Genomic DNA, 26,955 nt, shown 5'->3' with positions numbered 1-26,955 from the left:
TATTGCTTTAAAATCGATTCACTTAAAATAGAGAAAACTTGATTTAAAATAATGAATACGCCAACGCAAATAACATTATCTAATTCATTGGTTATCAATCAATCGACCAATAGCCAAACCAATGAGTTACCACAGTTACCTAATGAGGTACTTGCGGCTAAAAACATTCAATTTTCGAAGGACTCGATTACGCTTGATGTATTTATAGATAAGCATTGGCAAACATTAAGACTTGGCACTACTAGCGCACCGCAAAATTTACAAAAAATAGCCAGTGCTAACATACAACTCAGTCCCGATGGCAAACAGCTCAACATCACGCCAAGCAGTACAACCCTTACTTTAAATCAACCAGTACAATTACAGCGTTTATTAAACTATGTAAGCACAGGCACTGAGGTACAAAGCCAACCCATGGATGTACAAGTGGTTATGTCCCCTACCCCAAAATTAGTAATTGATAAACTTAACGCCAGTATTGCCATAAATAAAGACGTAGCGCAGTTACTTTTAACCGAGCAGCCTTTAAAAGTAGTTGTTAGTACTACTAACAAAGGCGCACAGCTTAATGTTATTAATCGCTTTGCAGATACAATTCATACGCAACCACTTAGCCAAACTAAACTTACTAATTTACTCGCGGCCTTATTACCAAGTGCGCAACTACAAGCAACACCTAAGCTAGCAATTTTAACTCATCCTCAAAAGTCAGGTTCGTTTACAACGCCTATTACTAATCAACAAGTTAGTGAACTACCCAGCACCCCTATTAAAGTAAACTTAGTAAATCAAGCTGATAAGTTATTTATTAAAACCGATACTAATAATATAAAAGTAACACTTAATAACTCATTTTCTAAACCGTTTAACGAGTTACTTTTAGCGCAAAAAAGCAGTGTCCCTGAAATACCTTTTTCTGCGTCCACTATTAAAGCAAACCCACTGCTTTCACCTGATAGCCCAATAAAATCATGGCTACAAAATAGCTTTAGTGATTTAAAAACGCGAATTAATGATGCAGTTAAATACTTTGAAAGTAAGCCCTTTGCAGCAGCGAATAAATCTGAATTAATAGCGCCATCAACACCCTCGGCTCTACAAAAAGTGCCTTTTGATATACTACTGAGTGAATCACCGAAAAATAGAGTTAATATTACCCAAGGTACAAGTACCCAGCTAACAAGCAATACAAGCAATACAAGCAATATTTTACCAGAGCACTTTTCAAGACTCCCGCCGCTTATGCAGTTAACTCAACTTATGAAAGGAAGTGTTGGTGTTTGGCAGTCACCACAAAATACAATAATAACATCAGCTAAAACGCCGATATCAAGTAATATTAATCAAAGTAAAGTAAACCCAACGATTAAAAATATGCTGCCATTAGCAGAACCGTTATCTAATATGGCCTCTCGTAGTCAAATGCTACAACCAATAGAAACAAAACTGCTAAGCACATTACTAAAACTTCCTGATACCCCAATCCCTATGAATATAGGGACTGGTAGCAAACCACTTTTAAGTAGTCAAATTACTGACATTACAAATAAAGCGACAAAAGACACGCCCGATTTAACTCGCTTAATTAACCAAGCATTTAATCGTATGGTTTCGAGCAACAATGTTAACCCTGCAATTATACAGCGTGAAGTATTAGCCACCTTACAACCATCTCAATTAACGGGCGATATGCTGCAAAGTAGCTTTACTAAAGGGCTTGAACAAGTTGCTGTGAGTATTTTAGCAGCCCCTATTATCAGCCAATCAGTAACACCAATAAGCTTTAATAACCAAACTGGTTTAGATGCACTCTTAAAAGTACTCATACCTACCTTTAAAACGGGTAACAGCGGGGCAAAAATACTAGAGCAACTTCAGCAAACTCAAGTGCAAGCTTTAGCCAGCGAAATTGTAAACGTTAAAAACACACTTAACCAAGTAAGTGTTTCAACACAGAACCAACAACCAGACACAAACCCACTTGCACAATTTTTATTACCGATGAAATTGCCGCCAGATGCCGCCCAAACAGAAATAACGCTGGGGCAATATAAAAAGCCAAGCGCGGATAAATTAGATGATAAAAATGTATGGTTTGTAAGACTGAACTTTGATTATGCACAAATTGGGCAACTACAAATTACCGCTGAGCTAATGGATAAAGCACTTGATTGCCAGCTGTTAGCCTCAAGCCAAGAAGTAAGCGCTATTGCTCACCCGCATTTAGATAATTTAAGATCTAAACTAGCGAAGCATGGCTTACAGGTTGGAGAGCTTAACTTAAAGCGAGGCGATGCAAGTAATCAGGCATTTTATAAATCTCATGCAATCATTAATATTAAGGTTTAGTTATGAGTGATACACCCATTAATAAATCAGCCATTGGGCTTTTATACGAAGCTGGCAACACCCCCACTGTAAGTGTAAAAGGGTTTGGTGAATTAGCTGATGAAATAATAGCAGCAGCTAAATTAAAAGGAATTATGATCCACGAAGATGCAGCGCTTGCTAAAACGTTGTCGCATTTAAGCTTAGGGGAAGAAATCCCTAAAGAGCTTTATTATGTCATTGCAGAGCTTATTGCGTTTTCGTATGTATTAAGAGGTCAATTTCCACCAGGTTGGCAGGATTTTCAAGGTAAGTTAAATATTAAAGCGTGAGATTATTTATACGCTTATAACTAAAAAGGCGCTAAGCGCCTTTTTGTTTATGTAATGAAAATAGTAATTCGGCTTCTGCTCTAGGTAATTCACATTCGCGTATTACTTCATCTAGGTCCGCACCTAATTCAACCATTTTTACAGCACGAGAGTAAATTTTAGCATCAGGGTCATCGTATTTCTGCGCTGCTTGTTGTTGCATTAAATCTTGATTTTGTTGCTCAACCTCAAGCACGCGCTTACCAATACTTAAGAGCCCTGTTCTAAGCTCTGATATTTCACTGCGCAAAATATGAGTTTGTTCTGAACTATCTTTAAGCTGCTGCGATACAGCATTAATTTCATTCGCTTGTTTATTTTTTAATGCAATTATTAGCGCAAGCGATATAAGTCCTACCGCTAACGCTGATATAGCTATACTAAGTAACAGCATAATTTATTTGGTAAAGCTTATATATCGCTTAACTCATCCCATTCGTCATCACTGAGTAATTTATTTAAATCAACCAAAATCAGTAATTCGTTATCGCGGTTACAAACACCTTGAATAAACTTAGCACTTTCTTCAGTACCAACATTTGGTGCACTGTCGATTTCAGAGCTGCGTAAATAAACCACTTCAGATACGCTATCAGCTAAAATACCAATAACTTGCTCTTCTGCTTCAATAATTAAGATACGAGAGTTGTCAGTTGCATCCGCAGGTAGCAAACCAAAACGTGAACGTGTATCAATAACCGTTACAACGTTACCACGTAAGTTAATAATACCAATCACATAAGAAGGTGCACCTGGTACAGGGGCTATTTCTGTGTAACGCAGTATTTCTTGAACTTGCATTACATTTACGCCGTAAGTCTCTTCTTCTAGCTTAAACGTAACCCACTGTAAAATTTCATCATTATTATCTGCGTTTTTATTTGCTGACAGTAATTTATCTTGATTCATGCTATTACCCCGTAATGGTCATTATTACTGACGGCTATCTAAGCCTTTCTCTAATAATATATTTAAATTATCTACGTCTATTAAAGCACACATTTTTTCTTTTATAACACCAGCAAGCCATGGGCGCTTACTTTTATTTGTACGCCATTTTACATCTTCTTTACTCAATGTAATGTTATTTATCAACTTTTCAGCCAATAAACCCCACTGGCTATCGCCTAAGGTAATTAAATATTGATAATCTAAAGACGCTTCTAATTTATCATCATACTTTTCTGGCATTACCCAACGCGCAGTATCAACAACATTAAGCTTCTCTTCTCTGTTGAGCATAACGCCCTTAAACCACTTTGGCTTACCAAATAAATGATTTACTTCACCTAATTGATGAATACCGCCGAGTGCTTTTAATGGCACTGCAAGAGTTAAACCTGCTACTTCAAAAAATAATGCCTGAAACTCACCATCAAAATAGTCAGATTGACTATTGGCCACAATCTCTGGCTCTGGTTTTTCTATTGTAGTAGTTACAGGATTTGTAACTTCATCATCTGCGGCTTTATTAACTTCTTCAGCCTCATAAATCGGTTCAACTATTGGCTCAATTTCAGCATTGAGTAAATCTTTATCAAATATTTTTTCTGCCGCTTTAATTTGTTCTTTAGGTTTTAAATGAATGCGCTCTTGCTGTGAATCGTCTGGAATTTTCTCAAGTAATTTTGCAACTGGCTCAAGGTCATCTACAGGCTCGTCTTCACATAACAAAGCCCCTAGGTATTGTTTCATTACTTTTTCATTAGCAAACAATTGCTTACTCATTCATTAACCTTGTTCAATTAAATATTCTAGCAGTGCTTTATATGCGTATACACCACGCGAGCGAGGACAATACTCTACAGGCACTTTTTGTGCAAAGCTTGCATCTCTAAATTTGGTATCCACCGGTATTACACCAGGCCAAACTTTATCACCGTATGTATTTTGCAGCGTTTTATATGCTTCTAACGATGCTTTAGTTCGTTTGTCATACATAGTAGGAATTATAGTATATTGATAATCTTTCGCTTGAGAGGTTTGCATTAATTCCATGGTACGCATCATTCTATCAAGGCCTTTAAGTGCTAAAAATTCCGTTTGCACTGGCACTAAAATCCGCTCGCTTGCTGCAAGCGCATTCACCATCAACACTCCTAAAACCGGAGGGCAATCTAAAATGGCATAATCATAATGCTCGCTTATTTTTGCAAGCGCTTTTTTTAGTATTAACCCCATGCCTGTTTTATTACCCATACTTCTGTCAAGCGTGGCTATCGCCATTGTTGCGGGTAAAATATCTAGATTTTCAAGTGTTGATGGGCATAAAGCTTGAAGTATTTCTTCACTTTGCATGCTTGTTCCACGTGCAAAAATATCGTACACACTGACTTCTAAATCTTCTGAGTCAATGCCAAAGTAATAAGTGAGTGATGCATGGGGGTCTGTATCTATAAGCAACACACGCTTACCTTGCAAGGCCAAAATACCAGCAAGGCTCACTGCGGTCGTTGTTTTACCAACTCCCCCCTTTTGATTAGCGACAGTCCAAATCTTCACATTACATCCTAATTACTGTTCATTGCGCGTTGTTATGCGAATACCACCATGAGGCAAACGAATTATTTTTATTGTATCGTCATCTGAAGGTAATTCAATTTCAGGCTCGGCCACTAAAGGTTGATCAGATTGCTCATGACTTTCAATATCTTTTTTTGGCGGTAGCCCATACTTAGAAAGTGCGATAACAACTTTACGATTCTCTGCTCGCCCTTGCTCTGTGTCGTTACTTGCAAAAGGTGAGTATTGGCCATAACCTTCTATCGCCATTCTGGCAGAATTAATACCTAATGCTTCAAGTTCTACCAAAATAGACGTGGCTCTAGCTACAGAGAGCTCCCAATTTGAGCGAAATATTTCATTACGAATACTCTCATCATCAGTATAGCCACGAACTCTTACATAGTTATCTACTGGAGCAATAATATCTTTAACAATTTTGACGACTTGCTTTGCCCTAGAATGTGCCACTGAGCTACCACTTGAAAATAGCATGCCTGAGCTTAGCTCTATAATCAGCCAATCTTGGTTAAGCTCTAAACTAGCTTCTCCATCGCGAATTTCATCAATAAGCGCTGACTGTAATTTAGTTAGTAAGCTGTCGAGAGGCTTTCCTAGATATTTTTGTTGTATGTTACTTGTATCACTTTGACCGTCGAGTAGCTCTGGGCCTTGTTCTTCTTTTAAAACACTTTCGCCGTAAAGAACTTCTTGTTCAGGTGTCACTCTATCGGTCAATATCCCATTACCATTGACGCCTTCACCCTGACCAGAGTGCTGGCGGGCTGATTTATCAAAAACATGTTCGAGGGAGTCTGACAATATTTGAAATTGCTCTTCTTTGTTAATCGCTATTGCATACAGCACTACAAAAAAGGCAAACATAATGGTCATGTAATCGGCATACGATACAAGCCAACGTTCTGTATGTTGGCTTTTAGGAGCAGAATGACGAAGTCGTCGGCGTAACATATTATTCGCCCACTAGATTAGGACGCTCTACGCGGTAGGCTTCAAGCTTTAATTCTATATTTACTGGGCTTTCGCCAACGCTTATTGCGATAATCCCTTCAGCAAACATTTCATGGTAAAGCATTTTTTGCTCTACACGCTGCTTTAACTTATTTGCCATAGGTAAAAACAATAAATTAGCTAAGCCAACACCATAAATGGTCGCAATAAATGCCGTTGCAACGCCCGCACCAAGCATTTGCGGGTCAGTAATAAACGACATTGCCTGTATTAAACCAAGCACTGCGCCTAAAATCCCAATGGTAGGACTGTAGCCTCCCATTGCTTCATAAACACGCGCAGCTTCAAGTAAACGATCGCGTTCTAGCAGTAAATCAATTTCTAGTGTGTCACGCAGCTTTTGCTCTGAGCAGCCATCTACAAGTAAGCTTAAACCCTTTGCAGCATACGCATCTGGGTGAGCCAGCGCTTCATTTTCAAGCGCTAAATAACCTTCTTGACGCGCTTTATGAGACCATCGTTTAACTTGCTCTATTGCGTCTTCAATATCGTATTGTGGCGCAACAAAAACCCACGAGCTCATATTTAACATTTTTTTAAAGGTACTTGCTGATGTTTGCAACATAACAGCGCCAAGCGTGCCGCCTAATACAATAATAAGTGCAGGGCCATTAAATAAAGCAGAAACAACGCCGCCTTCTAAAGAATACCCTAAACTTATTGCGCCTAGTGCTACAAATAGTCCAAATACTGAGAGTTTATCCACAGCCCACCTCTCTCTTTATGCGCGCCGCAACATCACTCAGTGCTAAGCTTTCACTCGAAAGCCCAGCATTAGCAATGGCTTGAGGCATTCCATAAACAACACAGCTTTTCTCATCTTGCGCCCAAATAGTAGCACCCGTTTGTTTTAACATTCTGGCACCGTCACGTCCATCAGCGCCCATTCCTGTTAAAACAATAGCTAGTACATCACCTTGATACGTTTTGGCTGCGCTTGCAAAAGTAACATCTACGCTCGGTTTATAGCTTATTCTCTCGCTATGATCTTCAAATACGCGCAGAGTTCTATTTGCTCCACGCCCTTCTACCATCATTTGCTGTCCACCAGGCGCTAAATAAGCAGTTCCAGACTGTAAGCGGTCACCTTGCTGTGCTTCTTTAACTTTTATTTGGCACAGACCATTTAAGCGCGCTGCGAATGCAGGTGTAAATGCAGCTGGCATATGCTGAATAAGTAAAATCGGGTGAGGAAAATTAGCTGGCAATTGAGTCAGTATAGTTTGCAGTGCAACAGGCCCGCCTGTAGAAGTACCAATAGCAACAAGCTGGTATTGCTTTCCACTTGCTCGCATTGAGGCAACATTTGAACCTGACGATGTTGCAGGGGTTACTTTTTGAAAGCTTCTATCAGGCTGTTTTATGGAAGGCGTTAATGTGCTTGTTCTTTGCGAAAGTGAACTTGTTGTTGGTTTAGTTGGAATTACTGACTTAGGCGGTGTTGGAACTCTAAATGTTCGCGGTAAACGTCTCCGCCCTATGTCTTTCACTTTACTTTGTAAAAGCTTTATTGCGTCTTCGTTATTGCGTGCAATGTCTTCAAACTTTTTCGGTAAAAAATCCATTGCTCCTGCATCTAGCGCATCAAATGTTGCAGTTGCGCCATCACGCGTAAGTGATGAAAACATCAAAATAGGCGTTGGATTACTCGCCATAATCTCTTTAACTGCGCTAATACCGTCGAGCACAGGCATTTCGACATCCATAGTAATCATATCAGGACGTAGTTGAGCTGCTTTTTCAACAGCCTCTCTGCCATTCACAGCAAAGCCTATAACTTGTATGTCGCTATCTTGCTCAAGAATTTCGCTTACCCTGCGGCGAAAAAAGCTTGAATCATCAACAACTAAAACTTTAACGGCCATTTAGCTCTCTTATTAAATTTATGCGTAGGTATATATTAAATATATACCTACTTTATTATCAGCCTGCGTAATGTTTTAACATGTTTGGAACGTCTAAAATCAGTGCAATGCCACCATCCGAAGTAATTGTAGCACCTGCCATACCTGGCGTGCCTTGTAGTAATGCATCAAGTGGTTTAATTACAACTTCTTCTTGACCAATTAGCGAGTCAACAACAAAACCTATTTGCTGCGTACCAATTTGGACAATGACTACGTGGCCTTTTGCTTTTCGCTGAGAACGATCTGAGCCTTTTACTAACCAGTGCTCAAGGTAAAATAACGGTATTGCCTTTTTACGCACAATAATTGTTAATTGCCCATCAACTACATTTGTTTTCGTTAAATCTAAGTTGAATATTTCACTCACACCAGCAAGTGGTAACGCAAATGTTTGTGAGCCAACAATCACCATTAAGGTCGGTAATATAGCCAAGGTAAGTGGTACTTTTATTTCTAAAATAGTACCTACGCCTAACTCAGATTGAATACTTACTGAACCGTTCAATTGGGTGATTTTAGTTTTCACCACGTCCATTCCTACACCACGACCGGAAATATCAGATATCTCTTCTTTTGTAGAAAAGCCGGGTGCAAAAATCAAGTTATACGCTTCGGTGTCAGAAAGTCGACTCGCTTGGTCATGATCGAGCACGCCTTTACTAATTGCTATTTTTTTCAGCTTTTCAGCATCCATACCAGCGCCATCATCTTTAATGGTTAGCAAAATATGATCGCCTTCTTGGGACGCTGATAAAGTAACATTACCTGTTCTAGACTTACCTGCTGCCTCACGAACAGCGGGCATTTCAATACCATGGTCAACTGAGTTTCGAACTAAATGCACAAGCGGATCGGCAAGTGCTTCCACCAAGTTTTTATCTAAATCGGTTTCTTCACCTACAAGCTTTAAGTCAATGTCTTTGTTTAAACTGCGCGCTAAATCGCGAACAACTCGAGGGAATCGACCAAATACTTTCTTGATTGGCTGCATTCGGGTTTGCATTACTGCACCTTGAATATCAGCAGTAACCACATCTAAGTTAGATATAGCCTTGCCCATTGCTTCACTGTCTGAGTTAGTTGCTAAACTCACCAAACGGTTTCGCACAAGGACTAACTCACCAACCATATTCATAATTTGGTCAAGTCGTTTTGTATCTACACGAACGGTAGTTTCTGCTGCTGGCGGCGCTGATTTTTTTGCCGCTGCGGGTGCTGCTTTCACAACAGGCTTTTCTACCGGTTTAGAAACAGGTGCTTTCGCAGGCTCTGGTTTTTTTACAGGCTCACTAGCTTTAGCAACTGGTGTTGCAGGAATATTGGGCTGATTCACAGCTGGCGTGCTTTCTATTGACTTAGGTGCAGTGCCTTTACCATGAAGTTCATCAAGAAGTGCTTCAAACTCGTCATCACTAATTTCATCATCTGATGAATTAACCGGGCTTGAGGCTGGTTTTGCTGGTTCTACAGGTGCTTTACTAGCAACATCACCAAAACTGCCAACTCCATGTAACTCATCTAATAAGCTATCAAATTCATCATCAGTAATGTCACCATTAAAGTCATTGCTGCTTGCTACTGGCTTCTCAATTACAGGACCTTGTCCTTTACCGTGTAGTTCATCCAGTAAGTTTTCAAATTCGTCTTCAGTTATTTCATCAATTTCAGCATCGCTAACCGAAGGCGTTCCGCTAAATAGTTCATCAAATGCAAACGGATCTTCGTCATCAACTATGGGCGTATCAACTACTTCGTTTTGAGGTTGTTCAACTTCATTGTTCGAAGATACACCGTTAAGCTCATCTTCTGTTGGAGGTAGGCCTAAAATGTGAAGGGTATGAAGTAATTCAGGATCTGCAGGTTCTGGCTTATCCCTATTTTGGATAGTCGCGAACATTTCATTAATGGTGTCGAGCGCTTGTAAAATAACATCCATTAACTCTGAATTGACCGTCCGCACGCCTTGACGTAATAAATCAAATACGTTTTCAGCACCATGACAAGCATCAACAAGTTCTGTCATAGCTAAAAAGCCTGCACCACCTTTTACAGTGTGAAAGCCTCTAAATATAGCGTTTAGTAACTCTGTATCTTCTGGATTATTTTCCAGTTCAACCAACTGTTCAGATAAAAGCTCTAGGATTTCTCCTGCCTCTACGAGAAAGTCTTGTAAAATATCTTCATCGACTTCAAACATGCAGTTACTCTCCTCTTAGAAGCCCAAACTTGATAAAAGATCATCGACTTCATCTTGATCAGATACAACATCGTTACGCGATTCTTTATCAATAATAGGGCCTTCAGGACCTGCTAAAGTTTGTGTGGCAACTGGTTCTTTTATTTTTTGTTGTTCTACTTTATTCACGGTGCTGTCACTGTCATCTTGTTCAGCAAACGCTGTTAAAAGATGAAGTAAGCTTTCTTCTACTTCCCTAACAAGTTCTATAACACGGCGAATAACTTGGCCTGTTAAGTCTTGATAGTCTTGAGCCATTAGTACATTTGTCATTAAGCTTTGAAGCTCATCTGTTTTATGATGAGAGTTATTCATAAACTTATCGATACTGTGGCAAAGTTGTTTAAACTCACCAAGCTCGATCTCGCGGCTCATTAAACGATCCCATGTCGGTTTGATATGAGATATTTCATCTGCTAATTGCTGGGCTATAGGAAGACTAGCCTCCACTGCATCCATTGTTTTATTAGCCGCATTTTCTGTCATTTCTATAACATAATTAAGCCGCTTTTTAGCATCTGGAATAGCATCAGTCGTTATGTTAGTTAAGCGAGTGTCAAGCTCAAAACTTTTGAGGGCTTCGTGCAATTGACGGGTCAACTTTCCAACTTCAGCAAATAATTCAGACTGCTCTTGCGAGGCAGTCTCTAAAATCAACTGATTTGCTTTATCTTGCTCATCATTTTCTAAAAAAACAACGAGCTGACGAGCTTGTTCTAACGTTATTTGAGGCGCAGCTAGTGCTGGCATAAGCCTCTCCCCCATCATTAGCCTAAGCGTTCAAATACTTTTTCTAACTTAGTTTTTAATGTTCCAGCCGTAAAAGGCTTAACAATATAACCATTAACGCCAGCTTGCGCTGCAGCTATTATTTGTTCTTTTTTAGCTTCTGCCGTTACCATTAATACAGGGATATGTTTTAACTTATCATCTGCACGAATTGCTCTTAAAAGGTCAATACCTTGCATTCCAGGCATATTCCAATCAGTAACTACAAAATCAAACACTTGATTTTGCAACATAGGCAAAGCTGTAGACCCGTCATCAGCTTCTTGAACGTTAGTGAAACCTAAATCACGTAACAGGTTTTTTATAATGCGTCTCATCGTTGAAAAATCATCAACTACAAGAATTTTCATGTTTTTATCCAAAACATCCCCCAGTGAGGTATTAACCTTTGTTTACTTACTACTAATTTATCCAGTCATTGATTTTAGCTTTAAGCTTAATCATCGCCTGACCATGTATCTGACTTACACGCGATTCACTTACATCGAGTATATGTCCTATTTCTTTTAAATTCATTTCATCGTTATAGTACAAAGAAAGCACCATTGCATCACGCTCTGGTAATGACTTAATTGCACTTAGCAAAGACTCATTAAACCGATCATTTTTAACATTATTAAAAGGTTTATCTTGCGCTAAATCTTGGCCTACGGGAGTAATAACATCCTCATCAACACCAAGGTCTTCAATACCTAGTATTTTACTCGCATTCACATCATTTAAAATATGATGGTACTCATTGAGTGAAATTTCAAGTTTTTCAGCAACTTCTGTATCTGTTGGTTCGCGATTAAGCCTACTTTCGAGCCCAGTAATTGCTTCTGCAACTTGTCGGCTTTTACGATGTACTGAGCGAGGAGCCCAGTCACCACGGCGCATTTCATCAAGCATGGCACCGCGAATACGAATACCTGCAAAGGTTTCAAAGCTTGCGCCCTTAGTTGCATCGAAGTTTTTTGAAGCTTCTATTAAACCTATCATTCCTGATTGAATTAAATCATCAAGCTGAACGCTAGGTGGTAATCGAGCAATTAGATGACATGCCACTTTTTTGACAAGTGATGCATGCTTCTCAACAATCACATTTAAGTTTTGTGTTGATTGATATCCCATAGCTCTATTCACCAATATTGTCATAATTAGCCGTTTACTAGTTTCTCAATGAAAAACTCTAAATGCCCAGATGGTTGGTTTGGTATTGGCCATTTAACTGCTTTTGTTGCCAGCGTTTTAAACGCAAGAGCGGCTGGCGAATTTGGAAAGAGCTCAACTATTACTTTTTGACGACGCGTTGCTTTACGCATATTTTCGTCATAAGGAACCGTTGCTACTAGCTCCATTGATACATCTAAAAAGCGATCGGTAACCTTAGATAGCTTTGCAAATAATTCAGTGCCTTCACGCATACTGCGGACCATATTGGCAACAATTTTAAATTTATAAACGCCATGCTCACGGCTTAATACTTTAATAAGTGCGTAAGCATCTGTGATTGATGTTGGCTCATCACATACCACAACCATTACATCTTGTGCTGCGCGCGAAAAGCTCAGCACCATGTCCGAAATACCAGCGGCTGTATCTACAATTAAAATATCAAATTCGGTATTCAATTCGCTAAACGCACGAATTAGTCCAGCATGCTCCGATGGTGATAACTCAACCATACTTTGCGAACCCGATGTAGCGGGTACAATTTTAATACCAGCAGGACCTTCAACTAAAATTTCGTCAAGCTCACATTCACCAGACAAAACATGTGATAAATTACGCTCTACACGTAAACCAAGCATCACATCACAATTTGCTAAACCTAGGTCAGCATCCAGTACTAGTACTCTATTACCTTGCTGCCCTAGTGCAATAGCGGTATTTAGAGAAACATTTGTTTTCCCCACCCCACCTTTACCACCGGTTACAGCGATAACTTTAACGCCGTTGTTATTGTTTTGACTCATTTTGCGCAGGCCGCTTGCTTGATCTAATACTGTGTTAATCATACATCCCTACTGTACTTGGCGCCACTGCTTGATGCCTTGAATGTTGTGCTTTTGTTCTTTTTAAATATAATTGCTCAGCCTTTTTCACTAGTTTTTCAGCATTTGCAACACGAATATCTTCTGGTACTCGTTGTCCGTTAGTAAGATACCCTATTGGAAGGCGATTTTGAATCGCAATACTAATAATCTCACCCAAACTTAATGATTCATCTAACTTGGTGAAAATACAACCACTTAACTGTACTTTTTTAAAGTGGCGTACAGTTTCTTGTAATACATTCATTTGCGCTGTGGCACTGAGTACCAGGTAGTTGCGAATGTCCACACGTTGGTTGCGCATTAACGTATTTAACTGCTCAGTTAAGCGTAAATCTCGTTGGCTCATACCTGCCGTATCAATTAACACTAGACGTTTATTTCGTAAATGATATAAAACTTCAGCTAACTCATTAGCATCTTTAACTTGTTTAACACCACAACCAATAATACGGCCGTAAGTTGCAAGCTGCTCATAAGCACCAATTCTGTACGTATCAGTGGTTATTAAGGCCACTTTATCAGCGCCATACTTTTGTGCACCTAACGCTGCAAGCTTAGCAACTGTCGTGGTTTTGCCCACACCGGTTGGACCCACTAACGCATATACACCACCTTGGCGAAGTATTTCGTTATTGGTTGTTTGCATTTGATCTTCAACCATTGTTAGCAATGCTTTCCAGCCTTGTTGACGAGATACATCGTCAGGTACAAAACATGCCATTTGCTGCGCGACTTCTTTATCAATACCCATGCCGACCAAACGGTCAACCATACAAGCACGAGTTGGGTCGCGACGTGCCATATCTTGCTGCATTAAACCCGATACTTGATGTTCTAATAATTGACGAATTGCGTTCATTTCTTCACGCATTGTTGTCATTTCTTCGCTTTCATTATTTTTATTTTGTGGGCGAGCAGTTACCGGGCTATCTAAATCATCAAAGTCGCGGTCTAAATCATCAAAACCTAAGCTATCGGCTTGAGTTTGTGGACGTGCCTGGGCTACATCATCACGTGCAAACATATTTTTAGTACGCGGCTGCGCAGCAGGTTCTTGATAGTTATCGGTAGTATCAATACCCGATTGTGAAAACATAGATGCTAGTTCAGGAGAACGTGGACGCGGTGATTGACGCTCTAATAATGCTTGTAAGCTGTCAGCCACTTTTGCTTGAGGCTCAGGTTTGGCACGCTGAGGCTCTGGCTTTATAAAATTATGCATACTTTGCTGTGGCGCTTGAACACGAGGCTCAGCAGTACGCTGTGGCTGCGCTGCTACTTTAGGGGCTGCTTTGTCATAATCAACTGCCGCTACAATTTCTACACCGTTAGCCAGCTTCTTATTTGACATAATAACCGCATCAACACCTAACTCATCTTTAACTTCTTTAAGTGCTGTGCGCATATCTTTAGCAAAAAAACGTTTAATTTTCATGATTCAACCCCTGTTAAAATCTTATTGTTGGCCTACAGAGCTAACAATCTTGATCTGTCTTTCATCTGGTACCTCTTGATAAGACATCACTCTCAATCCTGGAATGGTGTACTTAACAAAACGAGATAACACAGTGCGTAACATTCCTGACGTTAGCAATATAGAAGGTTCACCGGCCATTTCTTGATTTTGATGCGCTTGTGTCAATGACACTTGAAGTCGCTCTGCAAGTCCTGGCTCAATACCGGCACCTTCATCGCCTGCATTTTGTAATGACTGATGCAACATCTGTTCCAACTCAGGCGCCAAGGTTATGACAGGGATTTCTGATGACATACCCACCGCATCTTGAACAATTAATCTACGCAGAGAAATACGCACTGCGGCCGTTAATACATCAGGGTCTTGGCTACGCGGGCCATATTCAACAAGGGTTTGAACAATTGAGCGCATGTCGCGAATAGCCACCCCTTCATTCAATAAATTTTGTAGTACTTTTACAATTGCAGTTAATGGTAATACATCGGGTACTAGTCCTTCCACTAAACGAGGATGACTTTTAGCAAGCATATCAAGCAAGTTTTGGACTTCTTCATGTCCTAGTAATAACGCTGCACTGTTGGTTAATAACTGGCTAATATGGGTTGCAACTACCGTGGCAGAATCAACTACGGTATAACCGAGTGATTGCGCTTCATCTTTTTGATCGGGTTTTATCCATACTGCATCAAGGCCAAAAGCAGGGTCTTTAGTGTCAACGCCTTTAATTGGACCAAATACTTGCCCTGGGTTAATCGCTAGCTCGTCGCCATGTTTAAGCTCGCTCTCACCGGTTGAAACACCCATTAACGTTATTCTGTAAGCATTAGGGTCAAGCTCTAAATTATCGCGAATATGCACAGGCGGCACCAAAAAACCAAGTTCTTGGGAAAGCTTTTTACGTACACCTTTAATACGATTAAGTAACTCACCACCTTGTGATTGGTCAACTAAAGGAATTAATCTGTAACCTACTTCTAAGCCAATTACATCAACCTGTTGAACGTCATCCCAACCAAGTTCTTTTTGTTCTTGTTTATTTGCAACACCCGTTGCTGCACTTCCACCATTGGCGGCCTCTTCAGCTTCTGCAGCAGCGGCTTTTAATTTACTTTGTTGTGTGTAGTAAGCTAAATAGCCTAGTAACGCACCTAAACTCAAAAAAGCAAAGTGCGGCATGCCAGGCACAATACCCATGATGATCAAAATACCTGAAGCAATAAATAATGACTTTTCATTACCAAGTTGTTTCTTGAATTGGTCACCCATATTGAGCGATTCATTTTGGCGTGTTACAACAATTGCAGTACCAATAGAAAGCAATAAAGAAGGAAGTTGAGCAACTAAGCCATCACCAATGGTAAGTAATGTATATACTTCCATGGCATCGCCAAAGCCCATATTGTGCTGAATCATCCCTACAAATAAACCACCAACAATATTGATGATTAATATGACAATACCTGCAATGGCGTCGCCTTTTACAAATTTACTTGCACCATCCATTGAACCGTAAAAATCGGCCTCGCGTGTTACTTCCTCACGGCGGTCACGCGCTTGCTCAGCACTGATAAAACCAGCGTTTAAATCGGCGTCAATGGCCATTTGCTTACCCGGCATTGCATCAAGGGTGAAACGTGCAGATACCTCAGAAATACGCCCAGCACCTTTAGTAATTACCACAAAGTTAATAATGATCAGAATTAAAAATACGACCAAACCAACAGCGTAGTTACCACCAATAACCACTGAACCAAACGCTTCAATTACTTTACCTGCAGAGTCACCACCATTGTGACCTTCAAGTAGTACAACACGAGTACTGGCCACGTTAAGCGCTAAGCGCATAATCGTAGCGATAAGTAGTACAGAGGGGAATATACCAAACTCAACCGGCTTCATCGTGTAAACAGTCACGAGTAAAACCACTAATGCGAGGGCAATATTAAACGAGAAAAGAATATCGAGTAAAAATGGCGGTAACGGTAAAATCACCATTCCTAAGGCAGCAAGCACCAGCAAAGGAGTACCTACCCCTTTGGCATAGTCTTTTTTATCTCTGTTAAGTTGTTGTAATACCGCTTTAAAACTCATAATTCTACAATTTCAAAAAATTGACACTACGTAGAATTAGCAATAACTATTCCAAGTTACTAAGTTAGCAGTTTAATACTTATAGTCGTCGGGGATTGGGAGCTTATTATTAAGTTTAGTTGGACGTTTTCCGCGCCCTTTATTAAAGCGTTTAAGCTGAAATACATACGCTAAAACTTGAGCTACAGCGGTAAATAGCTGATCAGGTATTTGCTCTCCTACTTCAGCTGTATGATAAAGCGCTCGCGTCAACATGGGGGATTCTAAAATAGGTACTTCGTTACCTATTGCTACTTTACGAATTTGCATCGCCATTTCATCAATACCTTTCGCAATTACAATGGGCGCTCCTGCGCGCTCTGTATCGTATTTTAATGCCACTGAGTAATGAGTTGGATTGGTAACAATAACATCAGCGTCTGGGACGTCTTGCATCATGCGGTTTTGCGACATTTGCCGTTGTGTTTGCCTAATACGCGCTTTTATTTGAGGATCACCTTCAGAGTTTTTATACTCATCTTTAATCTCTTGCATGGTCATTTTAAGTTGTTTGTTATGGTTATAACTTTGAAATGGCGCATCAATAGCCGCAATAATAATTAAAGTGCATGAAAGGCCTAAAAACATCCAGCCTAAAATCTCTAAGGCATGAATAATATTACCCGGTGCACTTTCTAAACTTAAATGCAGTATTTCATCAAAATAAGTATTAATTAAAAACACAGCAAAACTTGCAACCAAGCCAAACTTTAAAAGTGATTTTATAAGCTCAATAGCCGCTTGCGGGCCAAACATGCGCTTAAAGCCTTTCATTGGCGACATTTTACTTGCTTTAGGGGCGGCGGCTTCCCAGCTAAAGTTAAAACCACCCAACAACGTATTACCGATAAATGCAGCTAACACTATAATTAATACAAACATAGCCATAGGAAACATTAGTGCGTCTGCAACTTCTCCCCATACGGCAAACATTTTAGTAGTATCAAAGGCTTCGTTGCGATTTAAGCTAAGGGTTCGGCCCATTACGTTGTATAAACCTTTGCCAATTTCGGGTCCGTACATTAAAAGCGATATAGCCGAAAAAATAAGTACAAACATAGTACCTAGCTCTTTTGAGCGCGCTATTTGGCCTTTCTTTTTAGATTCTTCAAGCTTTTTGGATGTGGGTTCTTCTGTTTTTTCTTGTCCTGAGTCTTCAGACATACCTTTCTCCTAAGGTGAGCAACCAACTAAAGTACACATAAGCTCAACCATTTTTAGCCACTGAAACTCAAACTGAGTAACAAAGTTACCTAATGTTGCCCAAATAATAATAAGCCCAGCCACCAAGGTAAACGGAAAACCAATAGAGAAAATATTCAACTGCGGTGCCGCACGCGTCATAATGCCAAACGACATATTAATCACGAGCATAGCGGTAAGCGGAGCAAGGGAGAGTACCAATGCTGTAGTAAACATCCAGCCACCCCACGTCACTATGTCCCAGTAATGGTCTACAGACCACCAAGTACCATCAATCGGTAATACTTGAAAACTATGCACCACCATTTGAATCATCATTAAATGACCATTAAAAGCAAAAAATAGCAAGGTGGCCAAAATAAGAAAAAACTGGCCAACTGCGGGCACACTTGCACCATTAGAAGGGTCAATAACCGAAGCAAAACCTAAGCCTGTTTGCATAGCGAGTATTTGCCCTGCCAACACAAAGGTATTTAATAAAAGTATTGATGCAAAACCAATAGCAACACCAATCATCATTTGTTGGATAACGACTAAAATCATCTCAAACGAAAACAAATTAGTGAAGGTTGCAGGCGGCAGAACAGGCACTACAACAAGGGTTACAACAACCGACAACCCCATTTTTATACGCGTAGGCACATTTTTAGCACCCAAACCTGCCATAATCATAATCATTGAGCTAATACGTACCAGGGGCAGCAAAAAGTCGCTCAACCATTGAATAACTACCGCAAAGGGATACTCCACATTTAACCTGCAATTTCAGGAATGAGTAACACTAGGCGAGTAAAAAAGTCCATTAGCTCTTGAGTTAGCCAATGCCCACCAACAATAAGCGCACTTATGGTAATTAATAAACGAGGTAAAAAACTCAATGTTTGTTCGTTGATTGACGTTGCAGCCTGAAACACCGCAACCACTAAACCAATAATTAAGCCTGGTACTACAATTGCCGACACCAATTTAATAACTAAAAATAGTGCGTCACTAAGAATATCAACAAAAATTTCCGGTTCCATGTTGTACTCCTATTGTTGAATCATGTTAATGCTTTGCATACTAAGTCCCTAAACCAAAGCTTTTGGCTAAAGTACCCATTACCAAGCTCCAACCGTCTACAAGTACAAATAGCATTATTTTGAACGGCAAGGACACTATCATGGGGGAAAGCATCATCATACCCATCGCCATTAATACCGAAGCGACCACTAAATCTACGATTAAAAATGGGATAAAAAACATAAATCCGATTATAAATGCGGTTTGCAGTTCACTGGTTACAAATGCAGGGATCAATACTATTAATGGCGTATCTTGTGGCGAGTCGAGTTGATCGTAACCTGCAATTTTAGCAAACGTTTCTAAATCTTTAAGACGAACTTGAGAAAGCATAAACGCTTTCATTGGTTCTTTAGCAAGCTCTAAAGCCTCTACTGATGTAACCTGTTCATTTAAGTAGGGTTCTATAGCTCGCTCGTTTACCTGCTGATAAATAGGCGACATTATAAAAATACTTAAAAAAAGCGACATACCTAATAACACTTGGTTTGACGGTGTTTGCTGCAAACCTATTGCTTGGCGCAAAATGGCGAGTACAACAATAATTCGTGTAAAGGAGGTCATCATAATTATGGCAGCCGGTATAAAACTCAACGCCGTCATAATTGCTAAAACTTGTAACGTTACTGAGTAATCCTGTGTGCCATCAGCGTTTGTTGTAATAGTAAGCGCATCAATTCCTTCTGCACTTACACTTGGTACAAACACCATGGCAAAAATAATAAGCAGCCACTTTGTCATAGGTTTAATTCTTTTTATTTTGGTTTGATTGCGGGTTTAAAAGTTTACCAAATCGTTTAGCGAGTTCAGGTAGTTCTTTTTCACTTAATGGGGTTTCTAACTTGTGTAAGTAATTAATACTGTGAGGAGTTACACCAAGTAAATGCTGAGCATTATCTATTTCAACAACCATTAAACGCTCGCGAGAGCCTAAAGGTAGGCTTCTGACTACTTTAAATTCATCGCTGTTAGCTAAATTTGGATTAAGCTTTTTAACAAAAAATGCCAGCACAATAATAAGTACTAGCACCATAACAAGCGACAGCACCATAGAGAGTATATCTCCAGTGGGTGTTGCCACATCTGCTTTTGAAAAAACGGAACTCGTTAAAGCAATTAATAAGCTCATCGTAATTTTTTGATCCGCTCTACTTGGCTTATTACGTCAGTTAAGCGAATACCAAACTTATCGTTTACTACAACTACTTCGCCATGCGCAATCAATGTGCCGTTAACTAATACATCAAGTGGCTCACCTGCAACACGATCAAGCTCAACTACTGAGCCTTGGTTAAGTTGCAATAAGTTACGAATATTAATTTTAGAGCGCCCTACTTCCATTGAAATAGTAACGGGAATATCTAAAATAGTGTCGAGTTTTCGCTTTTCATCGCCACTCATTTCATGTTTTGAATCGCTTAACTCATCAAGCTCTGCAACGTGTGCTTCGCCACTTTCATCCGGACCTTCGGCTTCTGCTAATGCTGCTGCCCATTCGTCCATTGTATCTTGATCATCGCTCATACTTTTAACCTTTTAATCAATTACCAGTCTAAGTCTACACCGTCAGAGAGGTGTAAATCATCTTCTAGTTCTGCTAATTCTGCATCTGAGTCAATTTTCTTGCCGCCTTTGGTAAATACATGCAGCTCAGATTTAACTGAATCAGGTCGTTTAATTTTTTCACTAATTTGCAGCGCAACATTATCGCGAGAGCGACCCATTTTAGCTCTAAATGTAGGGAGTTCTTCAACAAACACGGTTATATGCTCAGGCATTTCAACCGGAATAATATCACCGGCTTTGAGTTCCATAATTTGTTTTAAGGTTAAATCAACTTCAAGTAACTGAGTTGATATTTCAACCTCTACATCCATTATTTCATCACGAAGTGCTTTGCTCCAACGTAAATCCGTATCTTCAGTATCAGATTGAACACCCGCATCTAACAGTTCTCGAATCGGCTCAAGCATTGAGTAAGGTAAAGCGATATGAAAATCGCCACCGCCACCATCAAGCTCAATATGAAAAGAGCTAATAACCACAACCTCGGTTGGGCTTACAATGTTAGCCATTGCTGGGTTTACTTCAGAATCGAGATATTCAAACGATACATCCATAACCGGTGCCCATGCTTCTTTGTAATCTTCAAAGATTATTTTAAGGAGCATTTGTACAATTCGACGTTCTGTAGGAGTAAATTCTCGGCCTTCTATTTTTGCATGATAACGCCCGTCACCACCAAAAAAGTTATCTACCAAAATAAACACAAGCCGTGCTTCCATGGTAATCAGGCCAGTGCCTTTTAAAGGTCTAAAACGCACCATATTTAAACTGGTAGGAACAAATAGAGTATGAATATACTCGCCAAATTTAATCATTTGTACGCCGTTAATAGACACCTCTGCGGTGCGGCGCATCATGTTAAATAGGCTAATTCGCATATGGCGAGCAAAGCGTTCATTAACAATTTCCAGCGTCGGCATACGACCACGTACGATCCGATCTTGCGAAGAAAAATCGTACTGAAGCGTACTCCCTCCGCCATCTTCACCTTCGTGTATATCTTCCTCTTCAACGTCATCAACACCATGCAATAGCGCATCAATTTCCTCTTGGGATAATAAATCGCTCACGCTAGCCCCTTATTGCATTACAAAGCCGGTAAACAATACCCGCTCAATTACTTTACTGCCTTCAACATCCATTAAGGCTTTTTGTACCTTTTCAAGTGCAGAAAAACGAAGTGTTTCTTTACCACTACTTGTACTTAATTCATCAGCTGTTGTAGTAGAAAACACGCTTAGTAGCGTCCCTTCTATCAGTGGAATATGTTTTTTGGCTGTTTCTTCATTTACTTCACCACGTACTAATAATTGTACTTTAATTTGTACAATTCTGTCGCGGCTTGAGCCAGGTACGTTAAACACAAATGGGCGTGGCATAGCAACATATAAAGCACTGCCCATTTCTGCTGAATCACCCGCTGCAGCAGAAGGAGCATCAGTAGACATTGCTGTCTCTTCATCTAAGGTTTCAACTGGCGTATCCGAACCCGACATAAAAAAGTAACCCGCAGCCCCACCTATAATAAGTAGTACCGCTACTATAATTATTATTAGTTTCTTTTTACTTTTACCGGTTTCTTCAATTTCTAAACTTGCTTCTTCAGCCATCATGATTCCTTTAATTGCAAAGGTACTTGCTTGTTTTAACTATTATAATAGCAGCACTTAGGCATAGTAATCTATTGATGATGAAGTTTGTTGTCGAGAACTTTGTGCAGTATTATTTGCTTGCTCGTTATTTTCATCATTAACCGACTTATTATTAGCCAAATTACCTTGAGTTCCCCCCTCACTTTGATCAGAGGTTTCACTACCTGATTGCCCATAAGAAATAGTGCTTTCACCAAGCTCTAGCCCCTGTTGCGCTAGCATTTCACGTAAACGCGGCATTGATTGCTCAAGTGCCTCTTTAGCTTGTTGGTTTTGTACTACAAAGTTTATGTGTGCTTGTTCTGCATCGCTACGAATACGAATTTGCATGCTACCCATTTCAGGTGGATCAAGGCGAATTTCTGCTTCTTTATTATTAATGCTCAGCATTGAGCTAACGCGATCTTGCAGTAATTTAGCTGCATCACTTTTAACAATATTAATTGCCTGCATAACACCTGGGTCAATACTTACCTGCTTTACTTGTGATGTACTTTGTAATTGTTGAGTTTGTATTATTTGGGTATCAAGTAAGCTCTGATCATAACCCAATGAGTCGTATTGGCTTAATGAACTCGGTTGCTGAGTATTTAGAGCGGCTGTAATTTGCGTAAATACTTGTGCTACGCGTGCCGGTGTTTGCTCTGCAGTAATATTTTTCAGCCCATCTTTTTGCATCAGCTCAGATGACTTTGCTGCGTTTTCATCTTTTATAGAAGCTGTAGCAACCTTACTTGGTTCAGCATTTTCACTTATCGATATTTTTGAGCTGACTTTTTGCGAGTCATTTACAACGCTCTGAGTAACTGGCGCTACAAATATTTTTGAGTCTGATTTTGCTGTATCAGCCAAACCTATTTCAATTGAAGCTTTTAATTCATTAACTGTTTGCTTAAGCACTGCCAATTGCTCGCCCTTAGGCTGCTCTGTTTTAATATAAGCGTTTAATTGCGTTAATAAGCTTTGTTTTTCAGTGGTATTAAGTGAATTGATTTCTGCGCTAAAAGAGTGTTTTGTTACCGTGCTCTGCGTTTTTTCATTATCAGTAATAAATTGCGCAAGCATTTGCTTAAGATTTGAAGTGCTACTAGTTGCGTTACTTGTTGAATCAGTATTTTCTAATACTTTAACTTGCGCATTAAGTTGCGAGCGCTGCTCAGGCGTTAAACTAGTAATAACGTTATTAGCTTTAATTAAGCTCGTATCCTTAGTCATTAAAGTATCTATTGCAGCACTTTTTTCACTTTCAGATGTCTGTGAATTTACTTGTATCATTTCTGGTTCAGCTAATAGAGAGGTCGCTGAAGAAGGAGTTACTGGCGTAGGCACTGGTGTTGGCAACACTATATTTTTTGAGTTTTTATCAACGGGTTTGTCTTGAGCTAATTGATTTTTTATATCCATTGAAATTAATTCAGCATCATCAACTATAGGGCCAATACTGTCATCAGGCTTTTTATTTAATGGCTGTTCAATAGCTTCGGCAACACCACTTTTATGATACTTGCCTTCATTTAATGGTAACGAATTCAAAGGTAGTGAGTTTGAGCTATCAATTTTTGAGCCCTTTAAGTCCGCTGTTTTAGAGTCAGCATTATCTAACTCTGTACTTTCAGTTGCTTCAAAAGGCTTATTAATCGAAGTGCTCATTGCTTGTGCTGAATTAATCTGGTCAAGCATCTCAACAGATACAAAAGTAACGTCGTCTGCTGTGTCTTCATCTCGCTTTGCACTCAGATTTTCATTTTCTTCTTTTTGTTTATGCTTAGGAATGGCAATCGAATTTTCGGCATTAGGATTTTTATTGCCTTTTAGCAAAGGCTCCATAGAGTTATGCGCTTCGTTTAGTTGGCTTAAAAACTCCTCGCCTAAATTTTCTTCGCTATTAGCTAAGCTATTGTCTTTAAAAGCTAACAAAGAGTCTTTTTCAGAAGAAGCTAAAAACGAAATGTTATTCATCGCCATAAATCACCTAATACCATTACGGCAATATGCCACCGCATACTGCCAAAAGTTAAATTCCACTAAGTAACAAAGCAATTAACGTGCCTGAATTACAAAGCTTTACGACGTTGAAAAAACTGATTAGCAGAAAATTCATCTAACATTTTTTGCTCATTTTTTGCCATTAACGCATTTGCTTTGAGTTTTTGATTTTCGATTAATTTAGCGACTGCTTTAGCTTTAATTTGCTGCTTAAGCCACAGCGTTTTACGTTGAGTAACTACTTGTTTAGCGGTATTTACAGTACTTGCTTGTTGACGAATTGCTTCTTCAATTTTAGCTATAAAGGCATGGTACTGCCCAAACCCGGCGCTGGACAAACCCGACTTACCTTTTAGGTGTAACTGCTGAGAGTATTCAAGTCTAAAATTGTTTAAACCTTGTAGTTTTTGTTGATTTGCTTGCAAGTTTTGATTGGCTTGTAAGTAACTCATGCGCAAATTTTCTTCTTTATCATTTTCAATTTTGAGCAATAAATCGAGTTTGTTTTTAGCCATTATGCTTGTCCTAGTAACTGAGCAAGACCTTGCAGACCATCATCGTAACTAATGACATCTCGCATACCTTGTTGTAAAAATGCATTTACTCTTGGCATCATGTTTATAGCTTGGTCGAGCATTTGATCGGTCCCTTTTTGATAAGCGCCTAAGGTAATCATGTCTTTGTTTTGTTGATACATTGAATACACTTGTTTAAGCACTCGGGCTTGTTGCATATGCGGCTCAGAAACAACTTGAGGCATAACACGCGAAATCGACTTTTCAATATCTATAGCGGGATAGTGTCCACTGTCAGCTAAATCACGCGATAGTACAATGTGGCCATCTAATATAGCTCGCGCTGCATCAGCAATAGGGTCTTGCATATCATCGCCTTCACTCAACACCGTAAAAAAGGCGGTAATAGAACCTTGCCCTTCACCGCCATTACCAGCACGCTCCACCAGCGCAGGTAATTTAGCAAATACCGAAGGCGGGTAACCTTTTGTAGCGGGCGGCTCGCCTACAGCAAGTGCAATTTCACGTTGCGCCATTGCGTAACGCGTTACCGAATCGAGTAACAATAATACGTTTAAACCCTGATCTCTAAAATACTCTGCAATAGTTACGGCGCTCTCACAGCCTTTTAAACGCATAAGTGGTGATGAATCAGCTGGCGCTGCGACAACAACTGAACGTTTACGCCCTTCTACACCGAGTATTTCTTCAATAAATTCTTTTACTTCGCGGCCACGCTCCCCCACTAAGCCAACAACAATGACATCGGCTTCGCTACCTCGGGTCATCATACCCAGTAGTACTGATTTACCCACACCAGAGCCTGCAAACAAGCCCATACGCTGGCCTTGCCCTACTGTGATAACCGAGTTAATAGCACGCACACCTACATCCATAGGCTTAGTGATTGGTCTTCTTGAAAGCGGGTTTATAGTATTTTGCGCAAACTTTAAATGATGCTCAGCATTAATTTTACCAAGGCCATCTAGCGGTCGCCCTAAACCATCCACCACGCGGCCTAATAAACTCATCCCTACAGGTAAACCTAAATTATTTACTTGAGGAATAACACGCGCACCAGGTAATACACCAGAGATGTGGTCGTTAGGCATTAAGTACAAAGTTTGATCGTTAAAGCCGACTATTTCAGCATCTACAAAGCCGTTCATGGTTTCTATTTTACATTGGCTACCAACGGGTGCACGTAAGCCTCTAGCCTCAAGCGTAAGGCCAACAACACGCGTTAAAATACCGGCCACAGCAGGCGCTGGGGTTTTAATATGTTGTTGATACTGAGATAAGCGTTCGCTTAAAGGTGCACGTTGAGTTGACATAACACGCCAATAAAGTAGTTAGATACCACTATTATGCAAAAAACTATCCAACGTTTCTTTGACACGTGTTTTAAGAGTCATATCGAGTGACGATTGCGCTGTTTTAACTTCACAGCCACCGCGCTCAAGTGTCGGTTCTGCCATTAATTGCCAGTTATTATCAATAATGGTTTGTTCGCCGTAGCTCTCTTTTATGAGTTCTAAATCTTCGGGATTTAAATGTATTCGTACTTTTTCTTGTTCCGCATTAAGTGAATCAATACTTTGCTTTAACGTATGTAAAATTACATCAGGCGATGTTTTTACTTCTTGATAAATAACAGCTTCCGCCAACATGCTCGCAAGTTGTACTAATTGCTTCTCGGCTTGTTCGTCCACTTTATCTAGCGGTGCAGTTAACCCTTCTAAAATAGCTTTTAAACTCGTTAGCTGCTCTTCAATTAATGGTTTTACATCATCAAGACCTTGTGTTTTACCTTGCTCTAATCCTTCTTTGTAGCCAGCTTCTTTACCTTCACCAACGCCTTTTTCAAAGCCGTCTATGTAGCCTTGTTCATGACCTTGCTTAAGGCCTTCTTCGTATGCGTCTTGTCTAATGCGTTCAAGCTCAACCATGGTAAGTGCAGGAAGCTCTGGTTCTTGCGGCTCATCAACCGGCATTTCTTCGGCTAATTCTTTTTTATAAAGCTCACTAAGCGGTGTGCCGTAAGCTGTAGAGCGATTACCAAAACTGCTCTCATCTGGTGCTACATCTGGAATAGCCCAGTTTTTTAATAATTCATCTGCTTCATCAGCCCGAAGTGTGCGTCCCTTGAGTTTGCTCATG

Annotated in this window: 28 protein-coding genes; 2 read left to right on the top strand and 26 right to left on the bottom strand. The window is 39.9% G+C overall.

The annotated features are described in order from the left end of the window. Positions 1–51: 51 nt before the first annotated feature. Positions 52–2,349, top strand: a complete 2,298-nt coding sequence (fliK, locus tag I6F49_RS06290) for a flagellar hook-length control protein FliK (RefSeq protein ID WP_197179261.1) — start codon at positions 52–54, stop codon at positions 2,347–2,349. Between the two features lie 2 nt (positions 2,350–2,351). Further along, entirely contained in the window at positions 2,352–2,660 is a 309-nt protein-coding gene (locus I6F49_RS06285; protein WP_024589934.1) for an EscU/YscU/HrcU family type III secretion system export apparatus switch protein, read from the top strand. Positions 2,661–2,691: 31 nt separating this feature from the next. On the opposite strand, the gene I6F49_RS06280 is transcribed toward I6F49_RS06285, so the two are convergent. The 26 genes from I6F49_RS06280 to fliH form a co-directional block, all read right to left on the bottom strand. Next, on the bottom strand, positions 2,692–3,093 hold the full coding sequence (locus I6F49_RS06280) for a DUF2802 domain-containing protein (protein WP_149591772.1): 402 nt from the start codon (positions 3,091–3,093) through the stop codon (positions 2,692–2,694). Between the two features lie 17 nt (positions 3,094–3,110). Next, a complete protein-coding gene (locus I6F49_RS06275) occupies positions 3,111–3,608 on the bottom strand; it encodes a chemotaxis protein CheW (protein WP_166421004.1) in 498 nt (165 codons plus the stop codon). Positions 3,609–3,632: 24 nt separating this feature from the next. Further along, positions 3,633–4,427 carry a chemotaxis protein CheW gene (locus I6F49_RS06270; protein ID WP_197179259.1) on the bottom strand — a complete coding sequence of 265 codons (795 nt, stop codon included), beginning with the start codon at positions 4,425–4,427 and terminating at the stop codon, positions 3,633–3,635. 3 nt (positions 4,428–4,430) lie between these two features. After that, positions 4,431–5,201 carry a ParA family protein gene (locus I6F49_RS06265; protein ID WP_197179257.1) on the bottom strand — a complete coding sequence of 257 codons (771 nt, stop codon included), beginning with the start codon at positions 5,199–5,201 and terminating at the stop codon, positions 4,431–4,433. A gap of 12 nt (positions 5,202–5,213) precedes the next feature. Further along, positions 5,214–6,173, bottom strand: coding sequence for a flagellar motor protein MotB (locus tag I6F49_RS06260; RefSeq protein ID WP_197179255.1), 960 nt, complete (start codon positions 6,171–6,173; stop codon positions 5,214–5,216). A gap of 1 nt (position 6,174) precedes the next feature. Next, positions 6,175–6,939 carry a flagellar motor protein gene (locus tag I6F49_RS06255; RefSeq protein ID WP_197179253.1) on the bottom strand — a complete coding sequence of 255 codons (765 nt, stop codon included), beginning with the start codon at positions 6,937–6,939 and terminating at the stop codon, positions 6,175–6,177. Continuing rightward, a complete protein-coding gene (locus tag I6F49_RS06250; protein WP_197179251.1) occupies positions 6,932–8,098 on the bottom strand; it encodes a protein-glutamate methylesterase/protein-glutamine glutaminase in 1,167 nt (388 codons plus the stop codon). The genes I6F49_RS06255 and I6F49_RS06250 overlap by 8 nt, the downstream gene beginning before the upstream one ends. Before the next feature lie 58 nt (positions 8,099–8,156). After that, on the bottom strand, positions 8,157–10,337 hold the full coding sequence (locus I6F49_RS06245; RefSeq protein WP_197179249.1) for a chemotaxis protein CheA: 2,181 nt from the start codon (positions 10,335–10,337) through the stop codon (positions 8,157–8,159). 15 nt (positions 10,338–10,352) lie between these two features. Further along, positions 10,353–11,126, bottom strand: a complete 774-nt coding sequence (locus tag I6F49_RS06240; protein ID WP_166420997.1) for a protein phosphatase CheZ — start codon at positions 11,124–11,126, stop codon at positions 10,353–10,355. A 17-nt stretch (positions 11,127–11,143) separates the two neighbouring features. Beyond that, positions 11,144–11,527 (bottom strand): chemotaxis response regulator CheY, encoded by a 384-nt coding sequence (gene cheY / locus I6F49_RS06235; protein ID WP_008132609.1) that lies wholly within the window; start codon positions 11,525–11,527, stop codon positions 11,144–11,146. A 40-nt stretch (positions 11,528–11,567) separates the two neighbouring features. Next, positions 11,568–12,278, bottom strand: a complete 711-nt coding sequence (locus I6F49_RS06230; RefSeq protein WP_197179248.1) for an RNA polymerase sigma factor FliA — start codon at positions 12,276–12,278, stop codon at positions 11,568–11,570. A 26-nt stretch (positions 12,279–12,304) separates the two neighbouring features. Then, a complete protein-coding gene (locus I6F49_RS06225) occupies positions 12,305–13,165 on the bottom strand; it encodes a MinD/ParA family ATP-binding protein (RefSeq protein ID WP_002959312.1) in 861 nt (286 codons plus the stop codon). Continuing rightward, positions 13,158–14,639, bottom strand: a complete 1,482-nt coding sequence (gene flhF, locus I6F49_RS06220; RefSeq protein ID WP_197179247.1) for a flagellar biosynthesis protein FlhF — start codon at positions 14,637–14,639, stop codon at positions 13,158–13,160. The genes I6F49_RS06225 and flhF overlap by 8 nt, the downstream gene beginning before the upstream one ends. A gap of 21 nt (positions 14,640–14,660) precedes the next feature. After that, on the bottom strand, positions 14,661–16,772 hold the full coding sequence (gene flhA, locus I6F49_RS06215; RefSeq protein WP_166420995.1) for a flagellar biosynthesis protein FlhA: 2,112 nt from the start codon (positions 16,770–16,772) through the stop codon (positions 14,661–14,663). A gap of 72 nt (positions 16,773–16,844) precedes the next feature. After that, the gene (gene flhB, locus I6F49_RS06210; RefSeq protein ID WP_166420994.1) at positions 16,845–17,975 is read right to left on the bottom strand and encodes a flagellar biosynthesis protein FlhB; all 1,131 of its coding nucleotides are present in this window, start codon (positions 17,973–17,975) and stop codon (positions 16,845–16,847) included. Positions 17,976–17,984: 9 nt separating this feature from the next. Further along, on the bottom strand, positions 17,985–18,764 hold the full coding sequence (gene fliR, locus I6F49_RS06205; protein WP_166420993.1) for a flagellar biosynthetic protein FliR: 780 nt from the start codon (positions 18,762–18,764) through the stop codon (positions 17,985–17,987). A gap of 2 nt (positions 18,765–18,766) precedes the next feature. Then, entirely contained in the window at positions 18,767–19,036 is a 270-nt protein-coding gene (gene fliQ / locus I6F49_RS06200) for a flagellar biosynthesis protein FliQ (protein WP_002959325.1), read from the bottom strand. Positions 19,037–19,076: 40 nt separating this feature from the next. Then, complete coding sequence (fliP, locus tag I6F49_RS06195) at positions 19,077–19,817, bottom strand: flagellar type III secretion system pore protein FliP (RefSeq protein ID WP_166420992.1); 741 nt, start codon at positions 19,815–19,817, stop codon at positions 19,077–19,079. Positions 19,818–19,821: 4 nt separating this feature from the next. Then, positions 19,822–20,205 (bottom strand): flagellar biosynthetic protein FliO, encoded by a 384-nt coding sequence (gene fliO / locus I6F49_RS06190; RefSeq protein ID WP_010553903.1) that lies wholly within the window; start codon positions 20,203–20,205, stop codon positions 19,822–19,824. Continuing rightward, the gene (gene fliN, locus I6F49_RS06185) at positions 20,202–20,600 is read right to left on the bottom strand and encodes a flagellar motor switch protein FliN (protein WP_166420991.1); all 399 of its coding nucleotides are present in this window, start codon (positions 20,598–20,600) and stop codon (positions 20,202–20,204) included. Before fliN ends, fliO begins: the two co-directional genes overlap by 4 nt. Positions 20,601–20,620: 20 nt before the next feature. Next, positions 20,621–21,712 carry a flagellar motor switch protein FliM gene (gene fliM, locus I6F49_RS06180; protein WP_166420990.1) on the bottom strand — a complete coding sequence of 364 codons (1,092 nt, stop codon included), beginning with the start codon at positions 21,710–21,712 and terminating at the stop codon, positions 20,621–20,623. Between the two features lie 9 nt (positions 21,713–21,721). Continuing rightward, positions 21,722–22,252 (bottom strand): flagellar basal body-associated protein FliL, encoded by a 531-nt coding sequence (fliL, locus tag I6F49_RS06175; RefSeq protein ID WP_197179322.1) that lies wholly within the window; start codon positions 22,250–22,252, stop codon positions 21,722–21,724. Between the two features lie 57 nt (positions 22,253–22,309). Beyond that, positions 22,310–24,259 carry a flagellar hook-length control protein FliK gene (locus tag I6F49_RS06170; RefSeq protein WP_331461444.1) on the bottom strand — a complete coding sequence of 650 codons (1,950 nt, stop codon included), beginning with the start codon at positions 24,257–24,259 and terminating at the stop codon, positions 22,310–22,312. Between the two features lie 89 nt (positions 24,260–24,348). Then, complete coding sequence (gene fliJ, locus I6F49_RS06165; protein WP_002959337.1) at positions 24,349–24,795, bottom strand: flagellar export protein FliJ; 447 nt, start codon at positions 24,793–24,795, stop codon at positions 24,349–24,351. Next, positions 24,795–26,129, bottom strand: a complete 1,335-nt coding sequence (gene fliI, locus I6F49_RS06160; protein WP_002959338.1) for a flagellar protein export ATPase FliI — start codon at positions 26,127–26,129, stop codon at positions 24,795–24,797. The genes fliJ and fliI overlap by 1 nt, the downstream gene beginning before the upstream one ends. A gap of 18 nt (positions 26,130–26,147) precedes the next feature. After that, positions 26,148–26,954: a flagellar assembly protein FliH gene (gene fliH / locus I6F49_RS06155; protein WP_197179246.1), complete on the bottom strand. Its 807-nt coding sequence runs from the start codon at positions 26,952–26,954 to the stop codon at positions 26,148–26,150. Between the last annotated feature and the right edge of the window lies 1 nt (position 26,955).

The sequence above is a fragment of the Pseudoalteromonas sp. SWN166 genome, from assembly GCF_015864485.1.
Classification (GTDB): Bacteria; Pseudomonadota; Gammaproteobacteria; order Enterobacterales; family Alteromonadaceae; genus Pseudoalteromonas.
The sequence above is the reverse complement of the archived record's forward strand: the minus strand, read 5'-3'. Positions and strand labels throughout refer to the sequence as shown.